The sequence below is a fragment of the Pseudomonas sp. GB2N2 genome (assembly GCF_054897705.1).
On record NZ_CM142701.1, the window covers coordinates 4,795,619 to 4,811,662 of the forward strand.

Sequence of the window (16,044 nt, forward strand, 5' to 3'; positions counted from 1 at the left end):
TCCTTGGCCCACCCCGCCCAACGCCGCTGGTATCCCCTGGTCTTCACCATCGCTGCGCTGGTCCTGCTGCCCCTTAGCGTCCTGCTGCTCTCCTGGCAAACCATCGATCAGCAAATCTGGTCCCACCTCTGGGACACTCAAATGCCGCGCCTTCTGGCCAATACGCTGACCCTGGTGCTTGGCGTCGGCATCGGCGTAACGCTGCTGGGCGTCAGCCTCGCCTGGCTCACCAGCCTCTGCGAATTTCCCGGCAGAAAATGGCTGGACTGGGCGCTGATGCTGCCGTTCGCGATTCCCGCCTACGTGCTGGCGTTTGTCTTCGTTGGCCTGCTGGATTTCGCCGGCCCGGTGCAAACCCTGCTGCGTGAGTGGTTTGGCAGCGGCCTGCGCTTACCACGGGTGCGCTCGACCGGCGGCGTCATCCTGGTGCTGGTGCTGGTCTTCTATCCCTACGTTTACCTGTTGGCACGCACCGCGTTTCTGGCCCAAGGCAAAGGCCTGATGGAAGCGGCGCGGGTCCTTGGGCAATCGCCGTGGCAGGCGTTCTGGCGCGTGGCTTTACCGATGGCGCGCCCTGCGATCGGCGCGGGTGTGGCGTTGGCGCTGATGGAAACCCTGGCGGATTTCGGCGCGGTGTCGGTGTTCAATTTCGACACCTTTACGACGGCGATCTACAAGACCTGGTACGGCTTCTTCAGTCTTTCCACCGCCGCGCAACTGGCCAGCCTGTTGCTGCTGGTGGTGATGGTCGTACTGTACGGCGAGCGTCGTGCGCGCGGGGCCAACCGGGCGGGCAACGAACGACCGCGGGTCAAGGCGCTGTACCACCTGAGGGGGTTCAAAGCCCTCGTAGCGATGGGCTGGTGCGGTCTGGTGTTTGCCTGTGCCTTCATCATTCCGATGCTGCAATTGGTGGTGTGGTTCTGGCAGCGCGGGCGTTTCGATCTGGATGAGCGCTACACCGGACTGATTGTCCACACGCTGTACCTGGGTGGCGTGGCGGCGCTGATCACCGTTGGCGTCGCACTGGTGCTGACGTTCGCCAGGCGTCTGGCGCCCACCCGGGCGATCCGCTCCGGCGTCAGTCTGGCCAATCTTGGCTACGCACTGCCGGGTTCGGTGCTGGCGGTATCGATCATGCTGGCGTTCAGTTATCTGGATCGCGAACTGGTGATCCCGGCGTCGGATTGGCTCGGCGGCTCTGGCAAGTCGTTACTGCTGGGCAGTCTGTCTGCACTGTTGCTGGCGTATCTGGTGCGCTTCATCGCCGTGGCTTATGGGCCGCTGGAAAGCAGTCTGGCGCGAATACGGCCTTCTTTGCCCGAAGCGGCACGTAGCCTTGGCGTCAGTGGGCCACGACTGTTTTTCAAAGTGTATCTGCCGTTGTTACTGCCCGGAACGCTGAGTGCGGCGCTGCTGGTATTCGTCGACGTGCTCAAGGAAATGCCCGCGACCCTGCTGATGCGCCCGTTTGGCTGGGATACGCTGGCGGTGCGCATTTTTGAAATGACCAGCGAAGGCGAATGGGCGAGAGCATCGTTACCGGCGCTGACCCTGGTTCTGGTCGGGTTGTTACCGGTCATCGGATTGATCCGACGTTCGGCGCATCGAAACAGCTAGGTGTCAGTCCTACACCTTGAGGCTACAATGCGCGGCATTCGGTGCGGTCCGTCCTACAGACCTGGTAGCTGAGATTGGCTAAAAGCCTTGTGTTTCAAGGCTTTTACCCCGTGCAGCACCGGCCGCACCTTCGCCACGCCCGGAAGGAGAAACCCATGGGACAGCGTACGCCTCTGTACGACCTTCATCTCGCCCTCGGCGCGAAGATGGTCGATTTTGGCGGTTGGGATATGCCTTTGCATTACGGCTCGCAGGTCGAGGAACACCATCAGGTGCGCCGCGATTGCGGTGTTTTCGACGTATCCCACATGACCGTGATCGATGTCGGCGGCCGTCAGGCCAAGGACTGGCTCCAGCATTTGCTGGCCAATGACGTCGAACGCCTGCACAGCTCAGGCCGTGCCTTGTACAGCACCATGCTCAACGAACACGGCGGCATCGTCGACGATATGATCGTCTATCGCCTCGACGGCGGTTATCGCCTGGTGGTCAATGCGTCCACCCGCGATCAGGACCTGGCGTGGATGCAGGCGCACCTCAATGGCTTCGACGTCAAAATCGACGAGCGCTCGGACATGGCGATGCTGGCCATCCAGGGCCCTCACGCCCGGCACAAAATCTCTGAACTGGTCACCCAGTCTCGCGGCAACCTGATCCAGTTGCTGAAGCCGTTCGAAGGTCAGCCTGACGGTGACTGGTTCATCGCGCGCACCGGCTATACCGGTGAAGACGGGCTGGAAATCATTCTGCCGGCCAGTCAGGCGCCGGGTTTCTTCAATGACCTGGTCGGCGCAGGCATCTCGCCGATCGGGCTCGGCGCACGGGATACCTTGCGTGTTGAAGCCGGCATGAACCTCTACGGGCAGGACATTCACCAGAACGTTTCGCCGCTGGCCTCGAACATGGCCTGGAGCATTGCCTGGGAGCCGGCCACACGTCAGTTCATCGGCCGCGCAGCGCTGGAAGCCGAGCGAGCGGGGGGCGTACAGCACAAACTGGTCGGTCTGGTCCTTGAAGAACGTGGTGTTTTGCGCGCTCATCAGGTGGTCCGCATCGCCAATGTTGGCGAAGGGGAGATCACCAGTGGTAGTTTCTCTCCTACGCTTAGCAAGTCGATTGCACTGGCGCGCGTGCCGATGGCGACAGCCGACCGCGCGGAAGTGGAAATCCGTGGCAAGTGGTACCCGGTCCGAGTGGTCAAACCGACCTTCGTACGCCATGGCAAAACCTTGATCTAACCTTTTCTGGCGGGCAACGACCGCTGACAATTTCCTTGAGGACACAGAACATGAGCGATATCCCTGCCGACCTGCGTTTTGCCGAAAGTCACGAATGGGCCCGTCTCGAAGCTGATGGCACCGTCACCGTTGGCATCAGCGATCACGCTCAGGAAGCCTTGGGCGACGTGGTGTTCGTCGAGCTGACCGAAATCGGAAAGGTCTTCGCTGCCGGTGATCAGTCCGGTGTGGTGGAGTCGGTCAAAGCCGCATCGGACATCTATTCCCCGGTGGCCGGTGAAGTGATTGCGATCAACGAAGATTTGGGCGCTACGCCTGAATCGCTCAACACCGATCCGTACGGTGCGTGGATTTTCAAATTGAAGCCAAGCAACACCGCTGACCTGGACAAGCTGCTCGATGCAGGCGCCTACAAGAACCACATCGGCGAGTAAGCCTTCAGCGTCACCCAAAGCCCCGACCCGTCGGGGCTTTTTTGTGGCCGATGTCTATCCAATGTGGGAGCGGGCTTGCTCGCGAAGGCGGTGTGTCAGGCTACATAAATACCGTCTGACACGCCGCTTTCGCGAGCAAGCCCGCTCCCACAGGATTTGCATCCGACAGTGGCTGCTATGCTGGTTTGACCGTGTTGCATCGACGCTGAGCGCCAGTCCAGAGAGAGCCCGTCATGTCCCAGTTGCCGTCCTTGAGCCAGTTACGCGACCCCAACGCCTTCCTTCGCCGCCACCTCGGGCCCGATGCCGCCGAGCAACAGGCGATGCTCGACAGCCTGGGTGTCGGCAGCCGCGTCGAGTTGATCGAGCAAACGGTGCCGCCGGGAATCCGCCTGAACCGCGCGCTCGACCTGCCGCCCGCCCTCGACGAACAAGCCGCGCTGGCCAAACTGCGCGGGTACGCCGCGCAGAATCAGGTCTGGACCAGCCTGATCGGCATGGGTTACCACGGCACCCTGACGCCCACCGTCATCTTGCGCAACGTGCTGGAAAATCCCGGTTGGTACACCGCTTACACACCCTATCAACCGGAAATCGCCCAAGGTCGCCTCGAAGCGCTGCTCAACTTTCAACAACTGACCATCGACCTGACCGGCCTGGAATTGGCCAACGCCTCGTTGCTTGATGAAGCCACGGCGGCGGCGGAAGCCATGGCCTTGGCCAAGCGTGTCGCCAAGTCCAAGAGCAATCTGTTTTTCATAGACGAGAACTGTCATCCGCAGACGATTTCCGTGGTGCAAACCCGTGCCGAAGGTTTCGGTTTCGAGCTGATCGTCGACGCTGTGGACAACCTGAAGCAGCACCAGGTGTTCGGCGCGCTGCTGCAATATCCCGACACCCATGGTGAGATCCGCGACCTCCACCCGCTCATCGATCACCTGCATGCCCAGCAGGCGCTTGCCTGCGTCGCCACCGATCTGTTGAGCCTGTTGCTGCTGACGCCACCGGGCGAACTGGGCGCCGACGTGGTGTTCGGCTCATCCCAGCGCTTTGGTGTGCCGATGGGTTACGGCGGCCCGCATGCAGCGTTTTTTGCCAGTCGCGACGAGTACAAACGGGCGATTCCCGGCCGCATCATCGGTGTCTCGAAAGACGCGCGCGGCAACAGCGCATTGCGCATGGCCCTGCAAACCCGCGAGCAGCATATTCGCCGGGAGAAGGCCAACTCGAACATTTGCACCGCCCAGGTGCTGTTGGCCAACATCGCCAGTTTTTACGCGGTCTATCACGGTCCGGAAGGACTGAAGCGCATTGCCCAACGAGTGCACAGATTGACCTGCATTCTCGCTGCCGGGCTGGAGCGCCACGGCATCACCCGTTTGAACGCACACTTTTTCGACACGCTGACGCTGGAGGTCGGCGGCACCCAGACCGCAATCATCGAAAGCGCCCAAGCCGCGCAGATCAATTTGCGCATTCTCGGGCGCGGCCGGTTGGGACTGAGCCTTGACGAAACCTCTGACGAAACCACCGTTGCCAAGCTGTTCGATGTATTCCTCGGCGCTGATCATGGGCTCACTGTCGAAGCGCTGGATGCTGAAACCCTGTCACCCGGAATTCCCGTCGGTTTGCTGCGCTCCTCGCCTTACTTGCGTCACCCGGTGTTCAGCGCGCATCACAGCGAAACCGAGATGCTGCGTTACCTCAAGCAATTGGAGAACAAGGACCTGGCCCTGAACCAGTCCATGATTCCGCTGGGCTCTTGCACCATGAAACTCAACGCCACCAGCGAGATGATCCCCATCACCTGGCCGCAGTTCGCCAACCTGCACCCGTTTGTGCCGAAAGGACAGGCGGTCGGCTATACGTTGATGATCGAAGAGCTGGAACGCTGGCTCTGCGCGATCACCGGTTTCGATGCGATCTGCATGCAGCCCAACTCGGGCGCCCAGGGCGAGTACGCCGGGCTGCTGGCCATCCGCAAATACCATGAGAGCCGTCATCAGGGGGCGCGGGATATTTGCCTGATCCCGTCCTCGGCCCACGGCACCAACCCTGCTTCCGCGCAGATGGCCGGTATGCGCGTGGTGATTGTCGAGTGCGACGAGGCCGGCAACGTCGATCTCGATGACCTGAAGGAAAAAGCCGCGCACGCCGGGGAAAAACTCGCCTGCCTGATGGCCACATATCCCTCGACGCACGGCGTTTATGAGGAAGGCATCAGCGACATCTGTGAAGTTATCCACAGCCATGGTGGCCAGGTGTACATGGATGGCGCCAACCTCAATGCGCAAGTCGGGCTGGCGCGGCCGGCGGACATAGGCGCCGATGTCTCGCACATGAATCTGCACAAGACCTTCTGCATTCCCCACGGCGGTGGCGGGCCCGGCATGGGACCGATTGGTGTGCGGGCGCACCTCGCGCCCTTCGTTGCCAACCATCCGGTGGTGGCGATTGACGGGCCGTTGCCGCAGAACGGCGCGGTCAGCGCGGCGCCTTGGGGCAGCGCGAGCATTCTGCCGATCAGCTGGATGTACATCGCGATGATGGGGCCGCAACTGGCGGACGCCAGCGAGGTGGCGATCCTTGCCGCAAATTACCTGGCGCAGCATCTGTCCGGTGCATTTCCGGTGCTCTACACCGGGCGCAACGAGCGGGTGGCCCACGAATGCATCCTTGATCTGCGGCCGCTCAAAGCGCTGACCGGGATCAGCGAAGAGGACGTGGCCAAACGCCTGATGGATTACGGTTTCCATGCGCCAACCATGTCGTTCCCGGTGCCGGGCACCTTGATGGTCGAGCCGACGGAAAGTGAATCGAAGGCCGAACTTGATCGCTTTATCGGCGCGATGTTGAGCATTCGCGCGGAAATCACCGAAATGCAGAACGGCAATTGGCCCGCCGAAGACAACCCGCTGAAACGCGCGCCGCATACATTGGCTGACATCACCGGGGTTTGGGAGCGACCGTACTCCATCGAACAGGCCGTCACCCCGGATGCGCACACCAAGGCGCACAAGTACTGGCCGGCGGTGAATCGGGTGGATAACGTCTACGGCGACCGCAACCTGTTTTGCGCGTGCGTCCCGGTGGACGATTACCGCTGAGCAATGTGGGAGTTCGGCTGGCCCTTGATTAGTCTTCTTTGAAAAAAGACATCAAGACAGTTTGCTCACACATTGAATTGCGTCAGGCAAAAAAATGCCGCTCATATGAGCGGCATTTTTGTTCAGCCGTAGATCCTATTCCGAAGCGATGGCATTTTTCGCCAGGATCGCATTCGCCAGTTCCATGTCCGTGGCCTTCAGGCCAGGGTTGTCGGCGCGGACTTTCTGCATCGCGGCTTCCAGGTACGGGCCGCGAATGCCGCCGTCGCTGGCGACGAAACTGCCGGCATCGTCCTGGGCAGCAATGATCAGCTTATGATCCTTGAACGTCAGATAGGTCGAGCCGGTAGTGGCACCGGAAGAAATGACGTCACGCCAAAAGCCGTCGGCCATTGCAGAACCGATCGGAAGGGACAACAGCGCAACAGTAGCGACAGCAAGTTTAAGACGCATGATGGGTGACTCCACTGAGTTATCTACGGCGTTTGATTGCCGATCCCCCAGTCGAGTTCCATCACCGGTCATTCCGCCGGTTCCACCAGCAAAATTGCACCTTGCTGCCCGATCACCCGAACACGGGTACCGATCACGGCATCCGCGCCGCGCGCCATCCACACGCCATCAGCCACCTTGATTTTGCCGCGACCGTCGACAATTGTTTCGTGCACCACAAAGGTTTTGCCGATCAGTTCCTGACCGCGCAGGTTGAGGTTCGGCTCATCGCTCTGGCGCACCGCGCTGCGCTGGCGTCGCCACCAATACAGCGCAGTGGCGATCGAGAGCAGGCCGAACAGTAGAAACTGCAACTCCCAGGACATCTGCGGAAGCACGAACGTGAGCACACCCACGGCGGCGGCGGCGATGCCGATCCACAGCAGATAACCGCCGGCGCCGAATACTTCGAGAATCAGTAGCACGGTGCCCAGCGCCAGCCAGTCCCAGAACGATAAATGCTGCAGGAATTCCCACATATCGCGCCTCAGGCTTTCTTGTTGTCGAACGTGGCTTTGACGATCTCGCCGATACCGCCCACAGCGCCGATCATCGAGCTGGCCTCAAGCGGCATCAGGATGACTTTGCTGTTGTTTGCCGAGGCCAGTTTGCCCAGCGCATCGATGTACTTTTGCGCGACGAAATAATTGACCGCCTGCACGTTGCCGCCGGCGATGGCTTCGGTCACCAATGAAGTTGCGATCGCTGGAGTGTAGCGGCGCGGGTCCGGGATAAGTACCGTTAGGCGGCCCTCGCATCATCAGGAGACATAAAAGGTCTCACTTCTGCTCGCTCTGCGGCGTCACCCGCAACACCTCCTCGATCGTGGTCAGGCCTGCGGCAACTTTCTGCGCCCCCGATAGCCGCAAGCTGCGCATGCCTTCCTTGAACGCTTGGCGCCGGATCGCCAGCAAGTCGGTGTCCGGGTTGATCAGCGCCTTGACCCCGTCGGTCAGTTGCATGATTTCGTAAACCCCGGCGCGGCCGCGATAGCCGGTGTCGCGGCATTCCAGGCAACCGATGGCGCGTTGGGCATTGCCCGGCAGCGGTGCTTGCCAGGGTCTGGTCAGGGTTTGCCAGTCTTCTTCGCCCAGTGTCAGCGGTGCCTTGCAGTGCGGACACAAGGTGCGCACCAGACGCTGCGCCATGACACCGAGCACCGTGGCCTTGATCAGGTAATGCGGCACGCCGAGTTCCAGCAGGCGACTGATAGCGCTGGGCGCGTCGTTGGTGTGCAGCGTCGAGAGCACCAAGTGGCCGGTGAGGGCGGCCTGGATCGCCATTTCCGCGGTTTCGAGATCGCGGATCTCGCCGATCATGATGATGTCCGGGTCCTGCCGCATCAACGCGCGCACGCCGGCGGCAAAAGTCAGGTCGATGTTGTGCTGGACCTGCATCTGGTTAAACGCCGGCTCGACCATTTCTATCGGGTCTTCGATGGTGCAGAGGTTGACCTCCGGCGTCGCCAGTTTCTTCAGGGTGGTGTACAGCGTGGTGGTCTTGCCTGAACCCGTTGGGCCGGTGACCAGAATGATGCCGTTGGGCTGACTCGTCATGTCCTGCCAGCGGCGCAGGTCTTCGGCGGAAAAGCCCAACTGGTCGAAGTCCTTGAGCAACACTTCCGGGTCGAAGATCCGCATGACCATTTTTTCGCCGAACGCTGTCGGCAACGTCGACAGCCGCAACTCGACTTCGCCGCCGTCCGGCGTCTTGGTTTTTACGCGGCCGTCCTGGGGTTTGCGTTTTTCCGCGACGTTCATCCGGCCCAGGCTCTTCAGGCGACTGACGATCGCCATGGTCACCTGCGGTGGGAATTGATAGACGTTGTGCAACACGCCGTCGATGCGAAAACGCACGGTGCCTTGCTCGCGCCGGGGTTCGATGTGGATATCGCTGGCGCGCTGCTGGAAGGCGTACTGAAACAACCAGTCGACGATGTTGACGATGTGCGCGTCATTGGCGTCCGGTTCCTGGTCGCTGGCGCCGAGGTTGAGCAACTGTTCGAAGTTGCCCAGAGTGTTGCTCTGCTGATCGGCGTTGGTCGCGCCACTGACCGATTTGGCCAAGCGGAAAAACTCGACGCTGAAGCGCTGGATGTCCAGCGGATTGGCCACGACCCGTTTGATCGGCAGCTTCAATACGTGGGTCAGGTCGGCTTCCCAACCTGTGACGTAAGGCTGGGCGCTGGCCACAGTCACGGCGTCACGGTCGATGGATACCGCGAGGATCTTGTGGCGCTGCGCAAAGGCATAGGACATCAGCGGGGTAATGGCCGCGACGTTGATTTTCAGCGGATCGATGCGCAGGTAAGGCTGGCCGGCCTGCTGCGACAGCCACAGAGTGAGGCTTTCCAGGTCGAGGTGTTTGCCGGGACGACTCAGGTCGTCCAGCTGCTGGCTGGCGATGAATTCCAGCGGGTGCATCTGGCCATTGGCGGCGTGTCGACGGCGGGCGTTCAGCGCATGCTCGGCCGAGTCCTGGCTGATAAAGCCCTGGGCGACCAATTCGCGCAGCAAATCGTTGAGATCCAGCCAGCGGTCCTGAATGGCAAGTTGAACGGACATGCGGGCTCCTCGTGAACAACAGTTCGCCAAGGATAGTAGTGGACGCGGCGTCCGTTGGGCCACTACGTGTTGGATGTGCGGGCCTTATCGCCGGCAAGCGGCTCCTACAGGGGGTTTATCGTACACACGAACCCTGTAGGAGCTGGCTTTCCAGCGATGGCGGTCTTACATACGCAGCAACATCTTCCACGCACGGTTTTGATACACCGCAATCGCCTGCTGCTTGCGCGCATCCAGCGATTCATCGGTGATTGGCTCGTTAGCCAGTAAGGCAAGCTGCTTCAGCTCACCGTACAGGCGATCCATTTCCGGGATGTCCAGCACGTGACGGGCGTGGTGCAGCCAGGCCTGGATGCGTTCGATACGCGGCAGTTGCTCAGCCAGGTCTTCCGGCTGCTGCTGGTAACGCTGCAATTGCAACGAGGTGGCTTCTTCACCCAGCAAGCGCGGCAACCAGCTGCCCAATTGCGCAGCGCCCTGGCGATTGCCACGAACGTTGCGATCGGCGGTCCACGTGCGGGCCAGCAACCAGCGCGAAGTGCTCAGTGAGAACAAGCCCCAGCGCGGATCTTCCAGTTCTTCGAGGAACTGCTCCGGCGCGGCTTTGCGCACGTCTTCGTCGTCGAGGCCGGCTTGCACCAGGGGGCGCCAGTCTTCGAGCAAGGCATCCAGCGCGAGGCGCAAATCGTGGGTCGACTGACGCGGGGCGGCTTGACCGAGGCTGCTCAGGAGGGCGCGCAATTCGGCGAGGTTTTCGACCCAGTCCTGCAACAGGCGCCAGTGGCCATTGAAGCGATATTGCTCGGCCAGACGCTGGCTGCTGCCCAACAGGTGCCAGCTCAGTGCAGCAAACGCGTCGTCCAGCGGTGTTTCGGCGCTGATCTGCGGCGCCGGCAGGCTCAACGAATAGCTGTTGGCGTCGTACAAGCGATAACCGCGCTCAGCCTTGCTGATGTCGCACGGCATCAGCGCGAAGGTCGCGGCCAGTTCGGCGGCCAGCTCCAGCAGCGCGGCCGGTTCGCCTTCGCGCAATTCCAGTTCCAGCTCGCAGATTTCTTCTTTCTGCTTGCCAACGACCACGTGACCCAAGTCCAGCGCGGCTTCGATGACCACCTTGGTCTTGCCACGGCCCCAAGCGATTTCAGCGCGTTCGCGGACGAAATCGGTGGTGAAAATCGGCTTCAGGGATTTCTTGTCCAGCTCGGCCAGTTCTTCAGGCCAGCATTCGCCGTCGAGTTTTTTCACATCGAGCTTGGCTTTGGGCAGGTTCCAGTCGTATTCGTTACGCTCGGACAGACCGGCGACGCTCTGGCCACGGGTCTTGAGGGTCTGAATCACTTCTTCGCCATCGCGGCGCAGGCGCAGGGCAACCTTGGCGCGGGCCAGGTCGCGCTCAGGCGTGTCGAAGTACTGGTTCATCAGTTCACGGCGTTCCCAGCCACTTTTGTTGCGTTTTTTCAGTAGCGGGTGCTCGCGCAGGGCGGCGAGGGTTTCGCGGCTGACGCGGAGTTTGATTTCAGTTTCTTTCTGCATGGCCGGAAAATCCAGGATCGGGAGCGCAGCCGGGGGGAATGTGTGGCTGCCAAGGTCGTGCAGTGTACAGGACTACCAAGTCCTACGCGCCGCGACGGTTTATTCCTGTCACCGGATGGTTCTATGATGGACCTCAATTCGCGAGTGGGAGTCAGCGATGCCTTTGCCGTCCATGAAAGATCAGTTCGCTGCGCTGATTGCCGCACCGTCGGTGAGCTGCACCCAGGCGAGCCTTGATCAAACCAACCGACCGGTGATCGACCTGCTGGCAACGTGGCTCGGCGACCTCGGTTTTGCCTGCGATATCCAGCAGGTCAGCCCGGGAAAATTCAATTTGCTGGCCAGTTTTGGTTCCGGCCCCGGCGGTCTGGTACTGGCCGGGCACAGCGACACGGTGCCATTCGATGGCGCGTTGTGGCAGACCGATCCGCTGAAACTCACCGAGGTCGATGGCCGCTGGGTCGGGCTGGGCAGTTGCGACATGAAGGGCTTTTTCGCCCTCGCCATCGAAGCCGTGATCCCTTTGCTCGACCTGCCGTTCAAGCAGCCGCTGTTGATCCTCGCCACCTGCGATGAAGAAAGCTCGATGGCCGGCGCGCGCGCCCTGGCCGCAGCCGGTCGCCCGCTGGGCCGTGCAGCGGTGATCGGTGAGCCGACCGGGCTCAAGCCGATCCGCATGCACAAAGGCATCATGATGGAGCGCATCGACATTCTCGGTCAGAGCGGCCATTCCTCCGACCCGAGCCTGGGCCATAGCGCCCTCGAAGCCATGCACGATGCCATCGGCGAGCTGCGTGGCCTGCGTCTGTTGTGGCAGCGCGAATTCCGCAATCCGCAATTCGGCGTGCCGACCCCGACGATGAATTTCGGTTGCATCCATGGCGGCGACAACCCCAATCGTATTTGCGGCCAGTGCTCGCTGGAATTTGACTTGCGGCCCCTGCCGGGCATGGACCCCAAGTTCCTGCGCGCAGAAATTCTGCAACGGCTCAAACCGGTTGCCGAACGCCATCAGGTGAAGATCGATTACGCGCCGCTGTTCCCCGAGGTGCCGCCATTCGAGCAGGCTGAAGATGCAGAATTGGTCCGGGTCGCGGAAAAGCTCACCGGTCATCGGGCCGAAGCAGTGGCGTTCGGCACCGAAGCGCCTTATCTTCAGCGCCTTGGCTGCGAAACACTGGTGCTCGGCCCCGGCGACATCGCCTGCGCCCACCAGCCGGGGGAATACCTCGAAATGTCACGTTTGCAGCCTACGGTGCATCTATTGCGTCAGTTGATTGAACATTATTGCCTGACGGCCACATGACCTCTAGGAGCCTGCTTGCTGCGGGCGGCGTTCCGACGATCAGACGCCGCGGTTCATCAGGTGAGCCTCGTCATCGTTCACCGCCAGCAGGCAGGCTCCTACAGGTCTAAATGACTGGTGTTTTAACCCGTATTCATGAGGAGAGCGCGCGTGTCGCCAAGCCTGTTCCGACGATAACCATCAGCCCGCTGTGTATTTTCTGCTTCGCCCATTTTTTGGCTGCTATTTATTACAGGCCCAGGTTCATGCCCGAATACGTTAATTGGCTTCGTCACGCTTCCCCTTATATCAATGCCCACCGCGATTGCACCTTCGTCGTCATGCTGCCCGGCGACGGCGTGGAGCATCCGAACTTCGGCAATATCGTTCACGACCTGGTGCTGCTGCACAGTCTCGGGGTGCGCCTGGTGCTGGTGCACGGCTCCCGTCCGCAAATCGAAACGCGCCTCGCCGCCCGCGGCCTGACCCCGCATTACCACCACGGCATGCGCATCACCGATGCGGCAACCCTTGAATGTGTGATCGATGCGGTTGGCCAACTGCGTATCGCCATCGAAGCGCGGTTGTCGATGGACATGGCGTCGTCGCCGATGCAGGGCTCGCGCCTGCGGGTGGCGGGCGGCAACCTGGTGACGGCGCGGCCGATCGGCGTGCTCGAAGGTGTCGACTATCACCACACCGGCGAAGTGCGTCGGGTTGACCGCAAGGGCATCAATCGTCTGCTCGACGAGCGCTCCATCGTGCTGTTGTCGCCGCTGGGCTACTCGCCGACCGGCGAGATTTTCAACCTCGCGTGCGAAGACGTCGCCACCCGGGCGGCCATCGACCTGGGGGCCGATAAGTTGCTGCTGTTCGGCGCGGACCTCGGTTTGATCGACGAACACGGCCGCTTGGTCCGCGAACTGCGCCCGCAACAAGTACCGGCGCATTTGCAACGTCTGGGCAATAACTATCAAGGCGAACTGCTGGATGCGGCGGCTGAAGCTTGCCGGGGCGGTGTGGCGCGCAGTCATATCGTCAGCTACGTCGAAGACGGTGCGCTGCTGACCGAACTGTTCACTCGCGACGGTGGCGGTACGCTGGTGGCGCAAGAGCAATTCGAGGTGGTGCGCGAGGCGGCGATTGAAGACGTCGGCGGTTTGCTGGATTTGATCAGTCCGCTGGAAGAGCAGGGGATTCTGGTGCGCCGTTCGCGCGAAGTGCTCGAACGCGAGATCGAACAGTTCAGCGTGGTCGAACGCGAAGGCATGATCATCGCCTGCGCGGCGCTGTATCAGATTGCCGATTCGGACGCGGGGGAGCTGGCGTGCCTGGCGGTGAACCCGGAGTATCGACACGGCGGCCGTGGCGATGAGTTGCTGGAACGCATTGAAACCCGCGCCCGGGCTCAGGGGTTGAAGACGCTGTTCGTCCTCACCACACGCACGGCCCACTGGTTCCGTGAGCGCGGATTTGTCCCGAGCAGCGTCGAGCGCCTGCCGTCGGCGCGGGCCTCGCTGTACAACTACCAGCGCAATTCGAAGATCTTCGAAAAAACCCTCTGATCTGACCGTTCCCACGTGAGCGTGGGAACGGCTGTCTGGCAGCCGCCTCTCGTGCTGGCTTCAATGCCGGTGCGATAGCCCACGGTGACGTTCTCGGCCCGAGCGCCAAAAGAAATAAATACGATACATAAACTGTAACAATTGAGCTGGATAGTGCGCGCTTGATCGTCACGGCATGGCCTTCATCGATCAGATTGAATGTGGATTTATCAAATCCAATCGATCTAAGAAAACACTAAATAATAGTTTTTAGGAATGATTCTGTGAGGCGTTACGCCTCGGTGTTGCAGCCGATCTAAATTCCTAAAAGGTATGGAAACAAGTCGCGCGCGTCTTTTTAGCTTTATAGCGAGCGAAAAACTTTGCACGCCCCCGAAAACCGGGGGTTAGACCATGGTCGTAGACACACAAGGTTACGATTGACTTGTGGGTCACGGTCCGGCGCTAATCGCGAACCCTAGGATCCCGGGCATCTAACCCAGGGCCAGGAACACAAGAATTAGAAACGATAGGAGCTAAACAATGAACAAGTCCACCTTGGCCCTGGCCGTGGCCGTAGGGGTTTTGGCGCAGCAAGCAGGCGCCGCCGGTTTTATCGAAGACAGCAAGGCTTCCGTCAGTTCGCGTACTTATTATTTCGACGCCGACGTTCGTGAAGCTCCTACCAGTACTGCTCCTAGTAATGCTGGTAACAGACAACGAGAGGCCGCAGAAGGTCTGAAGTTCGATTACCTGTCGGGCTTTACCCAAGGTGTTGTGGGTTTTGGTTTCGATGCCCAGGCGCTGGTCGGTATCCATCTGGATGGCGGCAGAGGCCATCACCCGAACAACAACTCCTTCAGCCCTAGCGATTCCGATGGTTCGGCAACGGATTCATGGAGTCGCGTGGCAGGCAACGTCAAGGCACGCTTCTCGAAAACAGAGGCCCACCTCGGTGGCGCTCTGCAGCCAAACATGCCGATCCTGATCGCGAACGACAGTCGTGTGCTGCCACAAACTTTCGAAGGTGGCACCATCACCTCGAAGGAAATCGACAACGTGACCTTCAACCTGGGTCAGTTGGAGCGCGCGACAGGTCGCGCCTCGTCCAACAGCACTGGCCTGGCTGTGAATGGCGGTACTGAGGAAAGCAACCAGTTCCGCTACGCCGGTGCAGACTGGAAGGTCACCAAAGAACTGACGCTGCAGTACTACTACGCGAATCTGGAAGATTACTACAAGCAGAACTTCCTCGGCCTGGTACACGTTTTCCCGATCGCGCCGAACCAATCGTTCAAAACCGATCTGCGTTATTTCGACAGCAGCTCCGACGGCAAGAATGGTGACCCAGGCTACCGCTTCAACAACAACGGTGGCTACGCCAAACACTTGGGAGAAGTCGACAACAAGACCTGGAGTGCCACCTTCACCTACACCCTGGGTGGCAGTGCCTTCCTGCTCGGGCATCAGCGTGTCAGCGATGACGGCGGTTTTGTCTTCTTGAACCAAGGTAGTGTTCTTGATGGCAACGGTCGCAACGAAGGTGCTGGCGGCGCCAGCTTCTACTCGTTCACCGATGCGACGGTTGGCAGTTTTATCCGTGCAGGTGAAAACACCACGTACGGTCAGTACTCCTATGACTTTGCCTCGCTGGGCGTGCCAGGTTTGAAAGCTTCGATCGCATACCTGGATGGCCAGGACATCAAGACTGTTAGCGGTGCTGGCAAAGACTTGAATGAGCACGAGACCGACGCGCGCATTGACTACGTGATTCAAACGGGCCCGCTTAAAGGGTTCGGCACTACGCTGCGTCACGGTAATTACGGTGGTAACGCCACCGCTGACCAAGACCAGACCCGTCTGATCTTCAACTACACCTACAGCTTCCTGTAACAGGCTGCTGAAGAAGGCCTCGCCGATTGGCGAGGCTTTTTTTTTGGGTTTTTTTTGATATTCCAATTAGATCTTTTGTTGGAATTTATTATTCTTTTTAGCTTTTAGCGTAAACCCCTAAAGTGCATGCCTCAGGGGCCGATAGCGTGTGTCCGCAGTGAAATAGTTCTGCCGTTTTAATCCCTTACGGCATGAAAAATAATGAAATAAATTTTTTAACGTTTACCATGCGGGCCGCACACGCCGGGGCCGAGCCCCTTGGTGTAGACGCATGGGGCGCAGAGATGCCCGTTTTTGAAGATGAGCGTACATGTCCGGATCCCGAGCATTCGAC

Annotated in this window: 11 protein-coding genes and 1 pseudogene; 7 read left to right on the forward strand and 5 right to left on the reverse strand. The window is 60.2% G+C overall.

Translation table 11 applies throughout. From position 1 onward, the window contains the following. Nucleotides 1-3: 3 nt before the first annotated feature. The 4 genes from ACYZT4_RS22195 (at nt 4) to gcvP (ending at nt 6,399) form a co-directional block, all read left to right on the forward strand. Nucleotides 4-1,620, forward strand: a complete 1,617-nt coding sequence (locus tag ACYZT4_RS22195; protein WP_461982978.1) for an ABC transporter permease — start codon at nt 4-6, stop codon at nt 1,618-1,620. A gap of 155 nt (nt 1,621-1,775) precedes the next feature. Next, entirely contained in the window at nt 1,776-2,858 is a 1,083-nt protein-coding gene (gene gcvT / locus ACYZT4_RS22200) for a glycine cleavage system aminomethyltransferase GcvT (RefSeq protein ID WP_461982980.1), read from the forward strand. 50 nt (nt 2,859-2,908) lie between these two features. After that, the gene (gene gcvH, locus ACYZT4_RS22205) at nt 2,909-3,292 is read left to right on the forward strand and encodes a glycine cleavage system protein GcvH (protein WP_461982981.1); all 384 of its coding nucleotides are present in this window, start codon (nt 2,909-2,911) and stop codon (nt 3,290-3,292) included. 233 nt (nt 3,293-3,525) lie between these two features. Then, nucleotides 3,526-6,399 (forward strand): aminomethyl-transferring glycine dehydrogenase, encoded by a 2,874-nt coding sequence (gene gcvP, locus ACYZT4_RS22210; RefSeq protein ID WP_461982982.1) that lies wholly within the window; start codon nt 3,526-3,528, stop codon nt 6,397-6,399. A gap of 135 nt (nt 6,400-6,534) precedes the next feature. On the opposite strand, the gene ACYZT4_RS22215 is transcribed toward gcvP, so the two are convergent. The 5 genes and pseudogenes from ACYZT4_RS22215 to ACYZT4_RS22235 all read right to left on the reverse strand — a co-directional run bounded on the left by ACYZT4_RS22215 (nt 6,535) and on the right by ACYZT4_RS22235 (nt 10,988). Continuing rightward, a complete protein-coding gene (locus tag ACYZT4_RS22215; protein ID WP_461982983.1) occupies nt 6,535-6,852 on the reverse strand; it encodes a DUF2388 domain-containing protein in 318 nt (105 codons plus the stop codon). A 68-nt stretch (nt 6,853-6,920) separates the two neighbouring features. Beyond that, entirely contained in the window at nt 6,921-7,370 is a 450-nt protein-coding gene (locus ACYZT4_RS22220; RefSeq protein ID WP_461982984.1) for an NfeD family protein, read from the reverse strand. A gap of 8 nt (nt 7,371-7,378) precedes the next feature. Further along, nucleotides 7,379-7,597 (reverse strand): annotated as a pseudogene (locus ACYZT4_RS22225) (band-7 C-terminal domain-containing protein); the annotation flags it as partial. Nucleotides 7,598-7,670: 73 nt separating this feature from the next. Then, complete coding sequence (locus ACYZT4_RS22230; protein ID WP_461982985.1) at nt 7,671-9,455, reverse strand: GspE/PulE family protein; 1,785 nt, start codon at nt 9,453-9,455, stop codon at nt 7,671-7,673. A 165-nt stretch (nt 9,456-9,620) separates the two neighbouring features. Next, a complete protein-coding gene (locus ACYZT4_RS22235; RefSeq protein WP_461982986.1) occupies nt 9,621-10,988 on the reverse strand; it encodes a CYTH domain-containing protein in 1,368 nt (455 codons plus the stop codon). A gap of 157 nt (nt 10,989-11,145) precedes the next feature. Between ACYZT4_RS22235 and argE the strand changes: the two genes are divergently transcribed. The 3 genes from argE to ACYZT4_RS22250 all read left to right on the forward strand — a co-directional run bounded on the left by argE (nt 11,146) and on the right by ACYZT4_RS22250 (nt 15,710). Further along, nucleotides 11,146-12,294, forward strand: coding sequence for an acetylornithine deacetylase (gene argE / locus ACYZT4_RS22240; RefSeq protein WP_461982987.1), 1,149 nt, complete (start codon nt 11,146-11,148; stop codon nt 12,292-12,294). Between the two features lie 245 nt (nt 12,295-12,539). Continuing rightward, nucleotides 12,540-13,838, forward strand: coding sequence for an amino-acid N-acetyltransferase (argA, locus tag ACYZT4_RS22245; RefSeq protein ID WP_461982988.1), 1,299 nt, complete (start codon nt 12,540-12,542; stop codon nt 13,836-13,838). A gap of 522 nt (nt 13,839-14,360) precedes the next feature. Further along, nucleotides 14,361-15,710: an OprD family outer membrane porin gene (locus ACYZT4_RS22250; protein ID WP_461982989.1), complete on the forward strand. Its 1,350-nt coding sequence runs from the start codon at nt 14,361-14,363 to the stop codon at nt 15,708-15,710. Nucleotides 15,711-16,044: the final 334 nt, after the last annotated feature.